Origin of the sequence: Amycolatopsis sp. A1MSW2902 (genome assembly GCF_017312175.1) — a bacterium.
In the GTDB taxonomy this organism is placed as follows: domain Bacteria; phylum Actinomycetota; class Actinomycetes; order Mycobacteriales; family Pseudonocardiaceae; genus Amycolatopsis; species Amycolatopsis nivea.
The window spans coordinates 8,601,927-8,620,253 of the sequence record NZ_QJPO01000001.1 but is presented as its reverse complement, the minus strand read 5'-3'; the positions used below and the strand labels follow the sequence as shown (position 1 = coordinate 8,620,253).

The 18,327-nt window shown below is 70.1% G+C and carries 12 protein-coding genes; 5 read left to right on the top strand and 7 right to left on the bottom strand.

The window, feature by feature from the left end; genetic code table 11:
- Positions 1-166 precede the first annotated feature (166 nt).
- Together DMP23_RS40455 and DMP23_RS40450 are read left to right on the top strand one after the other, a co-directional pair.
- Positions 167-2,158 (top strand): SDR family oxidoreductase, encoded by a 1,992-nt coding sequence (locus tag DMP23_RS40455; protein WP_337824124.1) that lies wholly within the window; start codon positions 167-169, stop codon positions 2,156-2,158.
- 120 nt (positions 2,159-2,278) lie between these two features.
- Positions 2,279-3,427, top strand: coding sequence for a cell division protein DivIVA (locus tag DMP23_RS40450; RefSeq protein ID WP_043828063.1), 1,149 nt, complete (start codon positions 2,279-2,281; stop codon positions 3,425-3,427).
- A gap of 926 nt (positions 3,428-4,353) precedes the next feature.
- Here DMP23_RS40450 and DMP23_RS40445 read toward each other — a convergent pair.
- From DMP23_RS40445 to DMP23_RS40430, 4 genes are all read right to left on the bottom strand, one after another.
- On the bottom strand, positions 4,354-5,673 hold the full coding sequence (locus DMP23_RS40445; RefSeq protein WP_337824123.1) for an amidase: 1,320 nt from the start codon (positions 5,671-5,673) through the stop codon (positions 4,354-4,356).
- Positions 5,674-5,684: 11 nt separating this feature from the next.
- The gene (locus DMP23_RS40440) at positions 5,685-6,320 is read right to left on the bottom strand and encodes a response regulator transcription factor (protein WP_037816759.1); all 636 of its coding nucleotides are present in this window, start codon (positions 6,318-6,320) and stop codon (positions 5,685-5,687) included.
- A 102-nt stretch (positions 6,321-6,422) separates the two neighbouring features.
- Entirely contained in the window at positions 6,423-6,686 is a 264-nt protein-coding gene (locus DMP23_RS40435) for a hypothetical protein (RefSeq protein ID WP_037816761.1), read from the bottom strand.
- Positions 6,683-6,961: a WXG100 family type VII secretion target gene (locus DMP23_RS40430; protein WP_336157263.1), complete on the bottom strand. Its 279-nt coding sequence runs from the start codon at positions 6,959-6,961 to the stop codon at positions 6,683-6,685. Before DMP23_RS40430 ends, DMP23_RS40435 begins: the two co-directional genes overlap by 4 nt.
- A gap of 320 nt (positions 6,962-7,281) precedes the next feature.
- On the opposite strand from DMP23_RS40430, the gene DMP23_RS40425 reads away from it, so the two are divergent.
- The 3 genes from DMP23_RS40425 to DMP23_RS40415 all read left to right on the top strand — a co-directional run bounded on the left by DMP23_RS40425 (position 7,282) and on the right by DMP23_RS40415 (position 15,354).
- On the top strand, positions 7,282-10,521 hold the full coding sequence (locus DMP23_RS40425; RefSeq protein WP_337824122.1) for a BTAD domain-containing putative transcriptional regulator: 3,240 nt from the start codon (positions 7,282-7,284) through the stop codon (positions 10,519-10,521).
- A gap of 63 nt (positions 10,522-10,584) precedes the next feature.
- A complete protein-coding gene (locus DMP23_RS40420; RefSeq protein ID WP_337824121.1) occupies positions 10,585-14,205 on the top strand; it encodes a BTAD domain-containing putative transcriptional regulator in 3,621 nt (1,206 codons plus the stop codon).
- Between the two features lie 69 nt (positions 14,206-14,274).
- Positions 14,275-15,354 (top strand): alpha/beta hydrolase family protein, encoded by a 1,080-nt coding sequence (locus tag DMP23_RS40415; protein WP_337824120.1) that lies wholly within the window; start codon positions 14,275-14,277, stop codon positions 15,352-15,354.
- Here DMP23_RS40415 and DMP23_RS40410 read toward each other — a convergent pair.
- The 3 genes from DMP23_RS40410 to DMP23_RS40400 are packed head-to-tail and all read right to left on the bottom strand — an operon-like array spanning position 15,340 to position 18,319.
- Entirely contained in the window at positions 15,340-16,164 is an 825-nt protein-coding gene (locus DMP23_RS40410; RefSeq protein ID WP_337824501.1) for a carbohydrate ABC transporter permease, read from the bottom strand. The two genes, DMP23_RS40415 and DMP23_RS40410, sit on opposite strands and share 15 nt — an antisense overlap.
- Positions 16,164-17,048, bottom strand: coding sequence for a carbohydrate ABC transporter permease (locus DMP23_RS40405; protein WP_337824119.1), 885 nt, complete (start codon positions 17,046-17,048; stop codon positions 16,164-16,166). Before DMP23_RS40405 ends, DMP23_RS40410 begins: the two co-directional genes overlap by 1 nt.
- A 5-nt stretch (positions 17,049-17,053) precedes the next feature.
- Entirely contained in the window at positions 17,054-18,319 is a 1,266-nt protein-coding gene (locus tag DMP23_RS40400; protein ID WP_238604274.1) for an ABC transporter substrate-binding protein, read from the bottom strand.
- Positions 18,320-18,327: the final 8 nt, after the last annotated feature.

Below are 18,327 nucleotides of genomic sequence, written 5' to 3'. Positions count from 1 at the left end.
TTCTGAGCGGCCCCTCGTTCGCGGAAATCCGCTGCCACCTGCGGGACCCCGTGCCGACGCTAAGTTACTTGCGAGTAACCTCACCCTGCCGCGTTGTGGTCAGGGCGGCGTCCATGCAGCAGAATGCCCATGGGTCCAGGCGGCGGCACGGCGGAGGGTGATGGAGATGGCGACGTTCTTGGTGACAGGCGCGACCGGGTTGATCGGGCGCCAGGTCACCCGGCAGCTGCTCACCCGGCCGGACGTGGAACGGGTCGCGCTGGTGGTGCGCGCGTCGTCGCGGGGGAAGCTGGCCGCGCTCGTCGACGCGTGGCCGCATCCGGACCGCGTCACGCTCGTGACCGGCGACCTCGGCGAACCGCTGATGGGAGTGTCCGAGGCGGACCGGGAGGCGCTGCGCGGCGTCGACCACGTCATCCACCTCGCCGCGCTCTACGACATCACCGCCGACGACGAAACCAGCATCCGGGCCAATGTGGACGGTACGCAGAACGTCATCGACCTCGCCGCGGACCTGAACGCCGGGTGCCTGCACCACGTCTCGTCGGTCGCCGTCGCGGGCGACCACGAAGGACTGTTCACCGAGGACATGTTCGACGTGGGACAGCGCCTGATCACGCCGTACCACCGCACCAAATTCGAGGCCGAGAAGCTCGTCCGGGACCAGCACGAGGTGCCGTGGCGGGTATACCGCCCCGCGGTCGTGGTCGGCGATTCGCAGACCGGCGAGATGGACAAGATCGACGGCCCGTACTACCTCTTCCCCGCGATCAGCAGGCTCGCCGGGCTGCCCGACGTCCCGTCCGCCGGACCGGATCTGGGCGACACCAACGTGGTTCCGGTCGACTACGTCGCGAAGGCCCTGCTGGAGCTGGTCACCACCCCGGGTCTCGACGGCCGCGCCTTCCACCTCGTGAACCCCGAACCGCAGCCGGTGGTGTCGGTCTACAACGCGTTCGCCCGCGCCGCCGGGGCGCCGACGATCACCGTGCAGCTCGGCGACAGGGTGTCGAAGGGAATCGTCGGGCTGGTCAAGCTCAGCGAGCACATTCCCGGGTTCACCATCGCCCGCGACGCGGTGCTGGAGCGGCTCGGCATTCCGCCGGTGCTGCTGGAAACGATGGCTTTCCCGTCGGTGTTCGCGTCCGCGGAGACGCGCAAGGCGCTGGCCGGAAGCGGCGTCGAGGTGCCGCGGCTCGAGGAATACGCCCCCACGCTGTGGCGCTACTGGCGCGAACACCTCGACCCGTTCCGCGCGCGCAAGCACGGTCCGCGCGGCGAACTGGACGGCCGCCGCGTGATCATCACCGGCGCGTCGTCGGGCATCGGCCGGGCGACCGCGCTGAAGGTCGCCGCGGCGGGCGGGGTGCCGCTGCTGGTCGCGCGGCGGCAGCACGAACTGGAAGAAGTGCGCGACGAGATCATCGCGGCAGGCGGCACCGCGTCGGTGTACCCGGCCGACCTCACCGACGAGGATTCGGTGCGCAAGGCCGTGGACGCGATGCTGTCCGAACACAGCCGGATCGACATGCTCGTGAACAACGCCGGCCGCTCGATCCGGCGGTCGATCAAGCTGTCGTACGACCGGATGCACGACTACGAGCGCGCGATGGCGATCAACTACTTCGGCGCGGTGCGGCTGATCCTGGCGGTCCTCCCGCACATGTCGGAGCGGAAATTCGGGCACATCGTGAACGTGTCCTCGATCGGCGTGCAGGGAATCGCGCCGCGGTTTTCCGCCTATGCCGCGTCGAAGGCCGCGCTGGACTACTTCTCCCGGATAGCGGCGACCGAAACGCACGGCGACGGGATCACCTTCACCACCATCCACATGCCGCTCGTGCGCACGCCGATGATCCGGCCGACGAAGATCTACGACGCGTTCCCGACGAAATCGCCGGAGCAGGCGGCGGACATGGTGCTGAAGGCGCTGATCCAGCGGCCGAAGCACATCGGCACCCCGGCGGGCCAGGCGATCGGGCTCACCTACACGCTCGCGCCGGGGCTGACCGACGCGATCGCGTACCAGGGTTTCCGGATCTTCCCGGATTCCGCGGCGGCGGGCGGCAGCGGGAAACTGAAGATCGGGCGGGGCGAGAAACACCTGTCCCGCGCGGCGATGGCGCTGGCCCGGCTGTCGCGCGGCTTCCACTGGTAGTGACGGCTTCGCGCGGCGGGTGAGGCCGTTCAGGCGAGATCGACAGGAAGAATCGACCCGGGGCGGTGATTCGCCACTCCTGGCGGCACGCACGCCAGGTGCGCGGGTACGGTCGTGGGCATGGTTCCCGAGCGAGACAACGGCCTCCTCCCGCTGCGGCGCGAGTACACCGAAGCCTGGCGCGGCTTCGACCGCACCGAGGTGCGGCAGTACCTCGACCACCTCGAAAGCCAGCTGCACCGGCTGATCACCGACCGCGACGCGGCGGCCGCCCAGGTCGCCACGCTGTCGCGCGAACTCGAGACGACGCGCGGCGAGGTGTCGAAGCTGCAGTCGCGGGTCGAGGAACTGATGAAGCCGCCGGAGCGGCTCGAGGACCTGGACGAGCGGATGCAGCGCACCGTCACGCTCGCGAACGCGCGGGCCGAGGAGATCACCAAGCGCGCGCAGGTGGCGGCGGAGAAGCACTGGGCGTCGTCCACCGAGGCGTCCACGAAGCTGCGCGAGCGGTACCACCGCCTGGTCGAGGAGCTGGACAAGCAGGCCGAAGCGCTGCACTCGGAGCACGAGGCCGCGCTGAAGGAAACCCGCGCCGAAGTGCAGCGGCTGACGGTCGAGGCGGCGCAGCGCCGGGAACTCCTCGACAACGAAGCCGAGCGCAAGCGCCGCAAGATCGAGCGCGATTTCGACGCGAAGATCACCGCCGAGCGCACCGCGCACGAAAAGATGATCGCCGACCAGCGCACGGCCAGCAAGAACCAGGCCGAACGCCGTATCGCGGAAGCCACCGCGGAGGCGACCCGCCGCGTCGAGGAGGCGACGGCGGAGGCCAAGCGCCGTCTCGACGAGGCGACCACGCAGGCGGCCCAGCGCACCACCGCGGCGACGCGCAAGGTCGAGCGGCTCGCCGAGATCCGCGAACAGGCCCGCAAGAACCTGGCGCTGGCGGACGAGGTCCTCGGCCGCAGCGAAGGCTTGCTGACGGCACTCCCGTCGGAATCGGTGCTGCCCGCCGCGTCGAAACTGGTCGGCGGCGACGACCCGGCGAAGCCAGACCCCTCGCCGGCCCCGGTCGAGCCGAAGCCCGCACCGTCGCCGAAGCCGAAGGGCGAGAACGGTTCTGCTGCCAAGAGCGCGACCGGGAACGGCTCGTCCGCGAATGGCGGGGCGACGGAAAGCTCCGCCGGGAACGGCGCGAAGAACGGCAACGGTTCGACGGCGAACGGCGCGAAGTCCCAGCCGCAGACGGCGGGCAAGCCGAGCAGCTGACCCAGGGCATCCAGTGAGCCCGTCGGACCGGACATGGTTCGGCGGGCTCACTGCGCTAAGCCCCAGCGACAAACGGCAGGCAAGCCCAGCAACTTGGCCACGGCATGTGGTGAGGCCGCCAACCTGGCACGGCCCGGCGGGCACCAACGCCAAGCCCCAGCCGCAAACGGCGACCAGCCCAGCCGCTAACCCACGGCATCCAGTGAGCCCGTCGGACCGGACATGGTTCGGCGGGCTCACTGCGCCAAGCCCCAGCCACAAACGGCGGGCAAGCCAAGCAACTCAGCCACGGCATGCGGTGAGGCCGCCAACCTGGACGCGGTCGGCGGGCACCAACGCCAAGCCCCAGCCGCGAACGGCGACCAGCCCAGCAGCTAACCCACGGCATCCGGTGAGGCCGCCAACCTGGACACCGCCCGGCGGCCAAGTCCCAGCCGTACACGGCGCGCGAGCCCAGCAACTTAGCCCGGCACGCAGCGCCGGGGTGCCTCGTCACCGACGGATCGGCACGGCGGCGCAGTTATGCAACGCGAAGCCGCGCCCAAGAAGGCGGCGAGCGCGAAGCCGACAAGCACCTCCGCCCAGACTCCGCGGCGGCGGTCGGCGGGCTGGTCGACGTGGCGGATTCCCGCGCAGCTCTGAACGACAGGGCATCTCAGCGGACAGCGCGTCCGCGACGGCCTGGCTGGTGCGCAGCAAGCACGGATTTCCACCCCGTTCCGCGGGCGAAACCAGCGCGGCGGCTAACCCAGCCGCCGTGAACCCCTCCGCGCGAGCCTGCTTGTCGGCAACATCCGGCGAAAAGACGCGCGGTCCCACCAAGCACGCCAGCCGAGCCGGGGTGCCCCAGATCAAGTCCGTGAAGGGCTCCTTGAAGGAATCTGTTTCCCTCAAGGAGCCCTTCACGGCATCAAGCCAGTGAGCCCCTAGACCGTCCGCGGCCAGGGGTTCGCCGATTCCAGTTCCGCCGCCAGCCCCAGCAGCACCGGTTCCCCGCCGGGGCGGGCTACTAGTTGCACGCACATCGCAAGGTCATGGACGGGGTGCCGGGCCACCGGGACCGAGAGCGCGGGGTATCCGGCCAGGTTCCACGGGCCGGTGAATGACGCCACTCTCGAGGACGGGACTGCGTTCGCCAGCCACGGCTCGCGGTGCCAGCGGCGGGCTTTCAGCGGCAAGGTCGCCAACGTCGGGGTCACCAGCACGTCGTGGGACTCGAAGAACTGCTCCGCGATCGCCTCCCATTCGTCGCGGGCTCGGTCGTTGACGAGGCGTGCCGTCAGGCGGCCGAGGCGGACGTGGACTCGGGTCCGGGGTTGCAGGCGCGACAGGTCGAAGCTGCCCGCGGCCTGCTCAGCCGGACCGGCGAACCAGCGGGCGACTAGACCACCTAGGGCGCGGAGTGGGTAGGCGGGGGTCGCGGAAGTGACGGTGTGGCCAGCCGAAAGGAGCGAAGCGGCCTGGTCGACGGCGGCGCGGAGCGGGCGCGGCAGGGGAGCTCGGGTGAACGGGACCTGGGTGGAGGTCGCGATGCGCAGGGAACCCGGGGGCGTCAGGGCGGCCCATTCCGGGCGGTCAGCCAGAACGGACATCAGGAGCGCCGCATCGGCGACCGTCGTGGTCAGTGGGCCGTGGGTGGAGAGGCCGAACCAGCCTGGAGCGTCTTCGCGGACCACGTCGCGGCCGGGTTTCAGGCCTACGATTCCGCACATTCCGGCGGGCAAGCGAATAGATCCCAGACCGTCGGTGCCGTGGGCGATCGGGACCAGACCCGCGGCTACCGCAGCCGCGCTGCCGCCCGAGGAACCGCCTGCGGTGAAAGCTGGGTTGCGGGGGTTGCGTGCGATCCCGGAAGGGTCGTCGCTGGTCGGGAAGATGCACAGCTCCGGCACGCGGGTCAGGCCGACGATGACCGCGCCGGCCGCGCGCAGGCGGGTGGCGATCAGGCCGTCGGCGGTCGCCAGGTCGCGGGGGCCTGCTTCTGAACCCCAGCCCTGGTATTCGCCCGCTACCTCGGTGACATCTTTGACCGCGACGGGGACGCCGGCCAGGGGCAGCGAAGCGAGGTCCGGGCGGGCCGCGACTTCGGCGGCTTCGGCTCGGGCCTCGGCGAAGCGCACGCGGCGGAACGCGCCGACGACGCCGTCCGCTGCTGCGATCCGGGCGAGGGCTTCCTCGGTCACCTGGACCGGGTCCAGCTCCCCTGCCCGCACTCCGCGAGCGATCTCTACCGCCGTCTGCGCCATGGGTCAGAAGACTAGATCGCGCCGGCGCGCAGGGCATAGGCCACGGCGTGCGCACGGTTGTTCAGACCGCAGCGGGTCATCAGGCCGTACAGCACGTTCTTGACCGTCCGCTCCGAATAACAGAGCTTCGTCGCGATCTCCTCGGTGCCATAGCCCTCGGCGACCAGACGCAGCACGTCGCATTCGCGCGACGCCAGGCCGGACAGCGTGAGGCCGTTCGGCTCCAGCACGTCGCGGCGCATCCGCTGCACCTGCGCGAGCAGCGCGCCCTGCAGCCGCGGCGGGAGCGTTGCCGTGCCGTCGCCCGCGGCCAGTACTGCCGCGACCAGTTCGCCGCCGCCGGTTTCGCGGCGCGGCAGGATCGCGACGACCCCGCATTCGACGGCCGTCATCAGGTCGCTCTCGCGGAAATGGTCGACCACGATCACCAGATGCGGTCCGGTCAGCTGCTCGGACTGCCTGCCGAGGTCCCGCACCTGCGACAGCACCCGGTCGGTCACGTGCTCCTCCATCACGAGGACCACGTCCGCCTGGCTCGCCGCGTCCTGGCCGAGCAGGACCAGTTCCGGGCGCGAACCCAGCAGGCTCGCGGCTCCGGCCCGGGTGATCGGGTCCGAGGCGAGCACTGCGACCTTGACGAGCTTCACGGTTACCCCCTTCACATTGCCTGGACGCAGTGTGGCGGGCGAGACTTCACGTTTTCTGGCGCGCTCGTGAAGGCCGGTGGAGAAAACCGGGGTTTTCCCTGTTCAGCCGCCTCTTTTCGGGTCTGGAGACGAGATCTCGCGGAAGGCTTGCGCCGCCCGGTCGAGGCATTCGGGCATCCGGTCGAGCGCGGCGGCCCACTCCCGTTTGGCCTCCCGGTAGCGGGCCCGCGCGGCGGCGGGCCAGGCGGCCACCTCGGGTTCCACCGCCGACTCCAGTTCCGCCAGCACCGCGTCGAGGTCGGCGGTCGTGCGGCGGATCCGGGACAGCACTTCGGCGGCCTGCTCGAAGCCGGGATCGCCGCTCATCGATGATCAGGGCACCGCACGCGCTCATTTGAGCACTGTGCGGTGGTGGACGCGGCCGTACCGCGCGCGACGTCCACGAGATCTGCCAGACTTGCCAGAATGCGATCGAACTGCTGCTCCCAATCGTTCATCGCCTGGCCGAAGCGCACCGCCGCCTCGCCGCGCCACGACGCCTGCAGCGCCGCCATTTCGCTGTTCACCGTGCCGAAACAGGCGTTCGCCGCGTCGATCGCCGCCGCGAACCTCGCCCCCGCCGGGGCCGGAACCGGGTCCACGCCTCCTCCTCACCACCGCCGCGCCGAAGCCGCGAATCGAGCGCGCGGGTTCCTCATCGAGGCTGCCGCAGGGATTCCCGTCCGGAAACCGGGGAGCGCGGCCGATGCCCCTTTGTCGCGGCAGGTGTGCCTGCCGGACCGCCCGGCCGGTTTGCCCGGCGTTCACCGGCGGGCCTCTCCCCCGACCATGTCCACCGGACAATTCGCTGGACAAGACCGGCAAAAGCAACCCGGGGCGGTCCCGCGACGTCACCTTTTCGGCGTAAGCTCACCAGTGGCATCCGGCGTGTGACGATCCGTCAGCGCGTGAAGGGAGACCGATGTCGGCATCCGGCGGCGTCCCGGCGCCGGAAATCCAGCTGCTCGGACCGGTGCGAGCCTGGCTCGGCGACCGGCAGCTCGACCTCGGTTCCGCTCATCGGCGCACAGTCTTCGCGGTACTGGCCTTCTCGCCGAACCGCACCGTCTCCCGCGAAGTGCTCATCGACGCGGTGTGGGGCGACTCGCCCCCGGCCAGCGCGCAGGGGAGCATCTACACCTATATCTCCGGACTGCGCCGCGTCCTCGAACCGGGCCGCCGCAAAGGCGCCGAATCGCGGCTGATCGCGTCCACCGGATCCGGCTACTCGCTCTGTGTCGAACCGGAGCAGATCGACGTCCACCGCTTCAGCGCGCTGCGCGACCTCGGCAACCGGCTGCTCGCCGAGGGACGCCGGGCCGAGGCACGGAGCGTGCTCGACGAGGCTCTCGCGGAGTGGGACGGGACGCCGCTGCAATGTCTCTCCGGGCATTACGCGACCGCGCAGCGGGTGCGGCTGGAGGAACTGCGGCTGGCGACCGTCGAACGCCGGGCCGAGCTGGCGATGGACTCGGGCGAATCCGCCGGGCTCGTCACGCAGCTCGGCGAACTCGCCGCGGAACACCCGTTCCGCGAGCCGCTGCACGGACTGCTCATGCGAGCACTCGACCAGGCTGGCCGGCATCACGAGGCGCTCATCGTCTACACCGAGCTGCGCGAGCGGCTGGTCGAAGCGTCCGGCACCGAGCCGGGTCCCGCGCTGCGGGAGTTGTACGAAAAGCTGCTGGCCGTCGACGAGGCGGTCACGCCCGCGCCGGTCACGAAGGTCCCCCGCTTCCCGTTGCCGGTGCTGCCGCCGCGTCCGGCGACGTTCGTCGGGCGGGAAGACGAACTGCAGCTGCTCAGCGAAGCCGTCGCCGGTCTGGGCGGCGGCCTCGGCCGTTCGGTGTGGGTGAAGGGCGAACCGGGAATCGGCCGGACCGCCCTGCTGGCCGAAACCGTCGCGCTGGCACACGAAACCGGTTACCCCGCGCTGTTCGCCGCCGCGGACTCGCTCGACCAGGGCTTCGCGCTGCGTCCGCTGCTGGACGCGCTCGGCGTGCACCCGCGCGCCTCGGACCTGCGCCGCGCGGAACTGGCGGTGGCGCTCGCCGAGAACCCGGACCTGGACCCGGTGCAGGGCATTCTCGGACTCGTCCGGCAGCTGTGCGCGGACGGCCCCCTCGTGCTCGTGGTCGACGATCTGCAATGGGCGGACGAAACGACGTTGCAGGTGTGGCAGCACCTCGCTCGCGAGACCCGGCGGCTGCCGCTGCTGCTCGTCGGAGCGAGCCGTCCGCTCCCCCGCTCGGCCGCGCTCGAAGCGCTGGCCGCGGACCTGTCGTCCGGCGCGACCTCGCTGCTGCGGCTGCAACCGTTGCCGGACCACGAGATCCGGAAGATCGCCGCGGATCTCACCGGCGCGCCGCCGAACCGGATGTTCTCGGTGCTGCTCGGCCACGCCGCCGGAAACCCGCGCTACGCCACGGAAATCGTCGAAACCCTGCTCGCCAATTCGATGATCCTGCTCGACGGCGCGCACGCCATTGTGGACGGTTCGTCGTGCCGCTCGATCCCGTCGCCGCTCGGCTCGCGGGTCACGCTGTATCTGATCTTCCTCTCCAGCTCCGCGCGAGACCTGTTGCGCTGGGCCGCCTTGCTGGGCAAGGAATTCTCGCTCGCCGACATCGCGATCGCCACCGAACGCGCGCCGACCGCGCTCGTCGCCGCGGTCGAAGAAGCGCTCACCGCGGGGGTGCTGGTCGAGTCCGGCGATCTGCTCGCGTTCCGGCATCCGTTGCTGCGCCGCGTGTTGTACGAAAAGACGCCAGCCGCGATGCGCGTCGCGCTGCACCGGCAGCTGGCCGAAGCGCTCGATGGTGCGGGAGCGGGTGCGGAACGCGTCGCCGAACAACTGGCGGCGGCACCCGCGCAAGTGGACCCGTGGATGGCGAACTGGCTGGTCGAGCACATCGGCACGGTCGCCGCGCAGTCGCCGCGGGTCGCGGTGGATCTGCTCAAACAGGTGGTCAAGCAGGCTGTGCTGCCCGCCGAGGCCCGCGAACCGCTCACCGCCACGCTCGCCCGGCTGCTGTTCTGGCTCGGCCGGGAGCCGGAGGCGGAGGCGCGGTCGGTCGTCGCGCGCACCCAGGACAGCAGGCAGGCCGCGGAAATGCGCTGGATCCTCGCCTACATCTATTACCGGCGCGGCGAATTCGCCGAAGCCTCGGCGGAAGTCCGCCGTACGCTGGCCGATCCGAAGGTGCCGGAGATGTGGCGCGGGCGGCACGAAACCCTGCGCGTGACCATCGAGCGGTTCGCCGTCGACCATCGAGCGGCCGCACCGGATCTGTCCGAACTGGGTGTGCTGGACGGACTCGACAACGACGCGGACCTGAGCACCGCGCGCCGGCTGGCCGCGACCCGGGCGGTGCCCGGCGAGATGCACCTGGCCGGCGCGGTGCACTACTACTGGCGCGGCCGGTGGGGCGAGGCGCTGGCCGAACTCGACACGGTGATCCGGGGCGGTGCGGAAACCGCGTCGTATGTGTTGCGCAGCCCGGGATCGGCGTTGCTGGTGCACGGCGTCGGCGCGCTGATCGCGAGTCACCGGGACGAACCAGACGAGGCGCGCGCACATCTCGACGCGGCGGCCCGGCACCAGTTCCCGCACGGTCTCGAGCCGAACGGCGGCGACTACCTGCTCGCCGCGCGCGCCCAGCTCGCCGAGCTGGAAGGCGATCCGGAAGCCGCGCTCGCCGCGCTTCTCCCGTTGCTGGGCCAGAACTATCCGCCCGCGGCGCGTCAGCAGTGGCTGCCCGACCTCGCCCGGCTCGCCATGCAGCTCGGCGACCAGCCGCACGCGTTCCGGGCGCTGCGGCTGATGGGCGACACCAGCGGGTACGACACTCCGCCGTCGCACACCGCGGCCACCGCGCACTGCCGGGGCCTGGTCACCGCGGATCCGGACGCGATCCTCGGCGCCGCCACGCACTACGAGGCCGCCGGACGGATGCTCAAGCACGCTCGGGCCAGCGAGGACGCCGCGATCCTGCTCGCCGAGTACCGCCGTCTCGACGAGGCGCGCACGGCTTTCCTCGCGGCACTCACCAGCTACACCTCGGTCGGCGCGGCTTGGGACGTGCGGCGGGCCGAGACGCGGATGCAGCCGTACGGCATCCGGCGGGCCAGTCCGGTCCGCGCGCGTGCGGCAGGAGAGTGAACCGGGGTGGACTCGCGTCCATGATCGACCGGTAAACTCGGTCAACACGGCGAATGGAACGGCATGCCAGGGGATTTGCGGGTGACGGCGCTCGGCCCGTTGCGCGCCTGGCGCGGGACGACCGAAATCTCGCTCGGACCCGCGCGGCAGCGGGCGGTCTTCGCCATGCTGGCGGTCGCCGCCGGACGGCCGGTGCCGCGTGCGGAGCTGATCGCGGGCGTGTGGGGCGAGTCGCCGCCGGCCAGTGTCGAAGGCAGCGTGCACACCTACATTTCCGGGCTGCGCCGCGCGCTGGAGCCCGAACGCACTCGATGGTCCGCCTCGACGGTGCTCGGGTCCGGCCCGGCGGGGTACACGCTCGACCTCGCGCCGGAAGCGCTGGACGCGGCGAAGTTCGAGCAGCACCGGGAGAACGGCAAACGCGAGGCTGAGGCCGGGGCGCACAACCGGGCGGTGGCTGAATTCAGTGCCGCGCTCAAGCTCTGGCACGGCGAAGCGCTGTCCGGCGTGCCCGGCAACTTCGCCGAGCGGCATCGCGCGTACCTGGCCGAGCTGCGGCTGGACACCCTGGACCGAGCTGCCCGCAGCAGGCTGGAAATGGGCGGTCACCAGGAGATAATTGCCGAACTGACCGCGCTCACCGCCGAGTATCCGCTGCGCGAATCGCTGCGGGCCTCGCTGATGCTCGCGCTCTACCGCAGCGGCCGGCATTCCGACGCGCTCGACGTGTTCCGCGATGCACGCCGCACGATCCGCGCCGAGCTGGGCGTGGAGCCCGGTCCGGGGCTGCGCGAACTGCACCAGCGCGTGCTCTCCGAGGACCCGGCGCTGGACCTGCCGCGGCCCGAGGTGCCGGAGCCGGTCGTGCGGGTGCCGCAGGACCCGTTGCTCGGCCGGGAAGCCGAGGTCGGCAAGCTGCGCAAGCTTCTCGACGGCGTCCGCGCGGGCCGCGGGCGGGCGGTGTGGATCGAGGGCGAGGCCGGGATCGGGAAGTCGGAACTGCTGGCGCACGCGTTCGGCGACGCCGGTGGTCTGCAGGTCGCCTGGGTCGCCGCGGACGAGCTGAGCATGCGGTTCCCGTTGCAGGTCATGCATGAATGCCTGGCGATCGACCCGCATTCGCCGGATCCGCGCCGGGCACGCGTCGCGCTGAGCAGCGAGGAACCGGTGCGGCGCGTCGGCGATCCGGTGCTGGATTCGGTGGACCGGCTGCTCGCGCTCGTCGACGAACTGTGTGCCGAATCGCCGCTGTTGCTCGTGGTCGACGATTTGCAGTGGGCGGACGAGTCAAGCGTGCTGGTGTGGCACCGGTTGTCCGCGGCTGCCCGGCAGCTGCCGTTGCTGCTGGTCGCCGCGACGCGACCGGCACCGGAGCGGCCGGAAATGACTCAGCTGCGCCGCGGGGTCGAGACCCGGGACGGCATCGTGCTCGACCTCGGTCCGCTCGGCGAGGACGACGTCCTGTGCCTGCTGCAGCGGCAGATCGGCGCGGATCCCGGGCCGCGGCTGCGGGACCTGACCGCTCGTGCCGGCGGCAATCCGTTGTACCTCAAGGAAATGCTGGACGCGCTGGTGCACTCGGGCGCGGTCGAGCACCTCGACGGGCTCGCCGACGTCCCGGATCCGCTGCGGTTCGAGCCGCCGGAATCGATCGTCGCGGCGGTCAACCGGCGGCTGGAGCTGCTGCCCGAGCAGACCCGGCACGTGCTCGGCTGGGGCGCGATTCTCGGCATGGAGTTCGCGGTGGGCGACATCGCCGCGGTGCTCGGACAGCGTCCCTCGGACCTGCTCGGCCCGCTCGAAGCGGCCTTGGCGGACAACATCCTGCTCGACACCGGAACCCAGCTCGCGTTCCGGCTTCCGTTGCTGCGCCAGACGTTGTACCACCATTTGTCGCCGGAAACGCGGGCCGTGCAGCATCGGCAGGCGGCCGAAGCGCTGGCCAAGATCGGCGCGCCGGTGAAGCGGGTCGCCGAGCAGCTCGTGGCCGTTCCGTCCACTGTGGACCCTTGGGTGCTCGACTGGCTCGTGGAACACCAGAGCGCGGTGTCAAACCGGGCCCCGCTGATCGCGGTCGAGCTGCTGGAACGCGCGCTCGCCGTGGTCGAGGACGACGATCCGCGCCGCGAACCGTTGCTGGTCGCATTGGTGCGGGTGCTGTTCCGGCTCGAACGCAGTCCGGAAGACCTTGCGCTGCAAGCACTTGCGGTGTCACGCGATCCGGACAACGCGGCGGAGATGCGCCACGTCGTGTCCGCGATGCGGTTCCGCCGCGGCGACGTACAACTCGCGGTGGAGACTCTCGGGAATCCGGCGGAGGATCCGGGAGTGCCGGAGCTGTGGCGGGTCCGCGGCCGCCATTTGCTCGCGAACTTCCGGCGCGGCGGGCTCGACGACCTCGACGTCGCGGAGAAGACCGCACATCGCGCGCGGGCCGAGGCGGACGGCGACCGCTACCTCACCGCGCATGCGCTGCAGACGTTGTGGCTGGTCGATTCCGTGCGGCGGCACCACGCCAGCGCGCTGAAGCACGTGGACGAGGCGATCGCGGCCGTCGGCGACGAGCACGAATTGGCTGACCTGCACCTGGATCTGCTGGACAACCGGGTCTTCACGCTGCAGAACCTCGACCGGCTGGACGACGCGAACCGCACGCTGCAAGAGGCCGCCGAGGTGACGCGGCGGCACAGCATGCCGAGCGGGTTGCAGGTTTCCGTTGCGGTGCACCGGTATTGGGAAGGCCGGTGGGACGAAGCGCTGGTCGAACTGGATACGGTGACCGAGGACGGTCCGGCGATCACTTTCTTCGGCCTGCGGGAACCGGGTGCGGCGGCGCTGTTGTTGCACGGGGTCGCGGCGCTCATCGCGGCGCGGCGGGGCGAGCACGCGCAGGCGGCGGCGCTGCTGGACGCGGCGGAGGAACACGCTCCCGCGACCAGCGCCGAGCGGGAGAGTTTCGACTTTTTGCTTGCCGCGCACGCGCTGGTCGCCTATCAAGAGGGTGATCTGCAGAAGGCGATCACGGTGTTCGAGCCGATCCTGAATCCGACTTACGCGCAGATGATGTTGCGGCATCAGTGGTTGCCGCAGTTCGCGCAGATCGCCCTGGCGGCGGGCGACCGGGCCGCGGCGGAGCGGGCGCTGGCGGTGTGTGTCGAAGAGGCGGAGAAGGAACTCGAACCGGCGCGGGCGTTCGCGGCCGCGGAATGGTGCCGGGGGTTGCTGGGCGAGGATCCGGAGCCAGTGCTGCGGACGGTGGAGCATTTCCGCGCGGTGGGGCGGAAACCTGAGCTGGCGAGCGCGTTGGAGGACTCGGCGGTACTGCTGGCTCGGGTCGGCCGGTTGGACGCCGCGCAGGCCGCGTTCGATGAGGCGGCTTCGCTGTACACGGAGCTTTCCGCGGCGTGGAATCTGGAGCACGCGGAGACGCGGTTGCAGGCGGTCGGCGTGCAGCGTGGGGCTTCGCTGACGTCGGCGCGGCCGGAGCACGGGTGGGAGTCGCTGTCGACGCTGGAGGTCCGGATCGCGCGGCTCGTCGCGGCTGGGCGGTCGAATCCAGAGATCGCGACGGAGCTTCGACTGCCTCGACGGACGGTTCAGGCGCACGTCGTGCGGTTGCTCGGGAAGTTGGATGCGCCGTCACGCAGCGAGCTCGCGACTGCTGTGGCGCGCCGGACGGGGTGACGAAAGTCGGGGGTCGCTGACGACGGTCGGCAGGCGCGGGCGACCCGGCTGGAACGGCAGAGTTCCGGCATGCGCTTCCGAACAGTCCTCGCCGCTGCCCTCCTTCTCACCGCCTTAGGGGCCGCGCCCGCTGCGGCGGAGACCACTTTCGAGCTGCCTACCCCAACTGGCCCGCACGCGATTGGCGAGCGCGATGTCCACCTCGTCGACTCGGCGCGGGACCGGGAGCTGATGATCAGCGTCTGGTATCCCACTCGGCCCGGCGCTGGGCCGAAGGCACCGTACCTGCCCGCGGCGGCCGCGTCGTACTTCGATCAGGGGGCGGCACCAGCATTGGGGCTGCCGACCGGCAAGGTCGACTGGGCGGCCGTCCGGACGCACGCCCGGGCGAACGCGCCGGTGCAGGGGCGGTGGCCGGTGATCGTGTACTCGCCGGGTTGGGCGTCGCTGCGGGCGCTGGGCAGTGCGACCGCCGAGGATCTCGCCAGTCGTGGGTACATCGTGGTGACCATCGATCACACCGGTGAGGCGCCGTTCGTCGTGTTCCCGGACGGGCGCGTGGTGTTCTCCCAGCAGAGCAAGGACCTGGTGGCGGGGATGCGGACGCGGGTCGCGGATGTCCGGTTCACTCTTGACCAGCTGCCCGGCATTCCTGGGCTCGGCAAGGCGATGGACCTGAGCCGGGTCGGGATGATCGGGCATTCGTTCGGCGGGGATACCGCCGCCGAAGTGTCCACGGTGGACTCCCGGGTGGACGCTGTGGCTGATCTGGACGGGTGGCTCGCTTACGACGTCGACGGCAAGCAGCTCACTCGTGCTGGCGCGGACGGGGTGACGCGGCCGGTGCTGTTGATGGGGTCGTCCGGCAGCACCAGCGACGGTCAGGCGCGCAGCCATCGGACGTCACCGGCGTGGAAGTCGTTGTGGGAGCACCGTTCGGCACCCAAGCAGGACATCACGCTGGCGACCGCGATGCATTACAGCTACACCGATGTCCAGTGGTTCCTGCCGAAGCTGGCCCAGCAAGTGCCAGTGGATCCGAAGGTTCAGGAGACCCGGATCGGGACGATTGATCCTCGGGTGAGCATCACCGTGCAGCGGTCCGCGATCGCCGGGTTCTTCGGGCAGTACGTCTCACGACGTCCGTAGGCCGGTCGAGATGCTGCGCACCAGGTTTCGGCCGAGGAGCAGGAACAGGATGATCACCGGCAGGACACCTAGGGTCGCGCCGGTCAGCATCAGGGCGTAGTCGGTGAAGTAGCCGCTGGCCAGCTGGGACAGGACGACCTGCACGGTCGGCGTTTCCGCCGGGTCAAGGACTACCAGCGGCCAGAAGTAGTCGTTCCACGCACCGAGGAAGGTCACCATGGCCAGGACGGTCGCTTGTGGACGGATCGCCGGGACTGCCACGTGCCAGAACGTGCGCAGGATCGACGCTCCGTCCACAGTGGCCGCGTCTACCAGGTCCTGGTCGATCGAACCCTCGCACGCCTGGCGCATCCAGAACACGCCGAACGCGCTCACCAGCGCGGGCACGATCACCGCCTCGAGCCGGCCGTACCAGCCGAAATCGCTCACCACCAGGTAAAGCGGCACGACGCCCAGCTGTGCGGGCACCATCGCCGAGCCGACCACGATGAAGAACAGCGTGTTGCGGCCGCGGAAGCGGAGCCGGGCGAAGGAAAAGCCCGCGAAGCTGGACAGGACCACATTGGACACCATCACCGTCGTCGCGACGATCAGCGAATTGCCGATCGCGAGCCAGAAGTCCACCGTGGTGAAGACGCGCTGGATGTTGTCGAAGAGATGGCCGCCGGGCAGCAGCAGTGGAGAGGTCTCGCCGATCGCCGCATTGTCCCGAGTGGACACCACGAACGACCAGTACAGCGGGAACAGCGACGAGGCGACCAGCCCCACCAGCACCGCGTACACCCAGCCCCCGGCCCGGCCCCGGCGGATCACGGCGCACCCACGAACCGGCGCAGCAGCCGGTAGTTGAAGATCGCGAACACCAGGCAGATCACGAACATCACCCAGGACAGCGCCGCCGCGTATCCGGCGTCGAATTTGCCGAAGCCCTTTTCGTACAGATACATCGTGAGGGTCTGGAACTGCCGGTCGTTGCCGCCCGCACCGCCGTTGCCGGTCGCGTCGAACAGCTGCGGCTCGGCGAACAACTGGAGCCCGTTGACCGTCCCGGCGACCGCGGTGAACGCGATCGTCGGGCGGATGCCGGGCACGGTGATCGACCAGAACGACCGCCAGCGCGAGGCACCGTCGAGCGCGGCGGCCTCGTACAGATCCTGCGGGACCGCTTGCATCGCGGCCAGATAGATCAGCGCGTTGTACCCGGTCCAGCGCCACATCACCATGCTCGCGACCGCGAGATGCGACGACCATTGATGCGACTGCCACGACACCGGCGGCACCCCGAACCAGCCGAGCACCTCGTTGACCACGCCGTAGCCCGAGCTGTACAGCTGCGCGAACACCAGCCCGACCGCGACCACGGACACCAGGTTCGGCAGCAAAAGCCCGGCCCGCCACCAGGTCGCCGCGCGCAGCGGCCGGTTCAGCAGCGCGGCGATGCCCAACGCGAGGAAGAACTGCGGAATCGCGGCGAGCAGGAAGATGCTGACGGTGTTGAGAAACGCGTTGTAGAACCGCGGATCGCTGAACAGCTCCGCGTAGTTCGCGAGGCCGAGGCCGCCTTCCGGACCGGACAGCAAATCCCACCGGTGCAGCGAAACCCACGACGTGTACAGCAGCGGGAACGCGCCGAACAGTCCGAAAAGGACAAAGAACGGCAGGATGAAGACGTAGGGGGTGAGCTTCCGGTCCACGACAGCTACTTGATCGCGTCGCGGCCCATCCGGACCGCGTCGGCCCACGCCTGCTCGACGTTCTCCGTCCCGTCCTCGATCCGGCCGAGCGCGCGGCCGAATTCGGGACGCACGTCCGCGTCGTGCAGGCCGCGGTAGTTCGGCCGCAGCCGGTCCGCCGACGCCGCGTAGATCTGGCCGACCGGAGCGTTCGAGAAATAGGGATCGGTGTGCGCGACGACCTGCGGATCCTGGTACACGCTCGGTTCGCTCGGCAGGATTCCGTCGGAAAGGAAAAGCCGTTTCTGCTGCGCGGGCGCGGTCAGCCACTGCGCGAGATCGTAGGCTTCCTTCGGGTGCGCGCTTTGCTTCGGCACGGCGAGGAAGGAACCGCCCTGGTTGCCGCTGTTGCCCGGCACCGTGGTGACGTCCCATTTGCCGCTGCCCGCGTCGCCGCCGGCTTCCTTGATCTGCGCGAGCATCCACGCCGGGCACGCGATCGTGGCGAAGGTGCCCTGTTTGATCGCGACGTTCCAGGCCTGGGTATAGGTGGTCGCGCCGGCCGTTTCGTGGGCTTGCGCGAGACCGCCGGACAGCTGGAAGGCATTGCGGACGCTGGGATTGCGGTCGGCGATGTAGGAATCGTCCTTGGCGGAGAAGTAGTTCTCCGGCGACTGGTTGAGCATCGCGGTGTAAACGGTGCCCGCCGAATCGGCGAACTTCACCTTCGGCAGCTTTTCGGTGAACCGGGCGGCGGCGTTCGCGTACCCCTGCCAGTCCGGCATCAGCTCGGCGACGGCCTTGCGGTCGGTCGGCAATCCGGCCTGCTGGAACAGATCCCGGCGGTAGCACATCGCGAGGCTGCCCATGTCGGTGCCGAGTCCGAAGACGTAATCGCCCGCGGTGCCCTGCGCCCACTTCCACGGCGCCCATTGCTGTTTGAGCTTGTCCGCGCCGTAATCGGCCAGGTTGACGAATTTGTCCTTGGCCCGGATGTACTTCGGGATGTACTGCTCCTCGACCGCGACGACGTCGGCCGCGCCGCGACCGGCCGCCAGCTGCGTGGCGAGGCTCTTGAAATGCGTGTCGAAATCGGTGACCCGGCTGCGGATCTCGATGTTCGGATGGTCCTTCTGATACTGCTCGAACAACGGCGCGTAGCCGAACTCGCCGAACGTGGCCACGCTCAGCGTGATCTTCCCCGAGGACGCGGCGGAACCGCACGCGGCCGCCAGTAACAGGAATGCGGCGGCGAGCGCGGCAACGGCCGGGCGCCGGGTCAGCTTTCGCACGTGGTGAG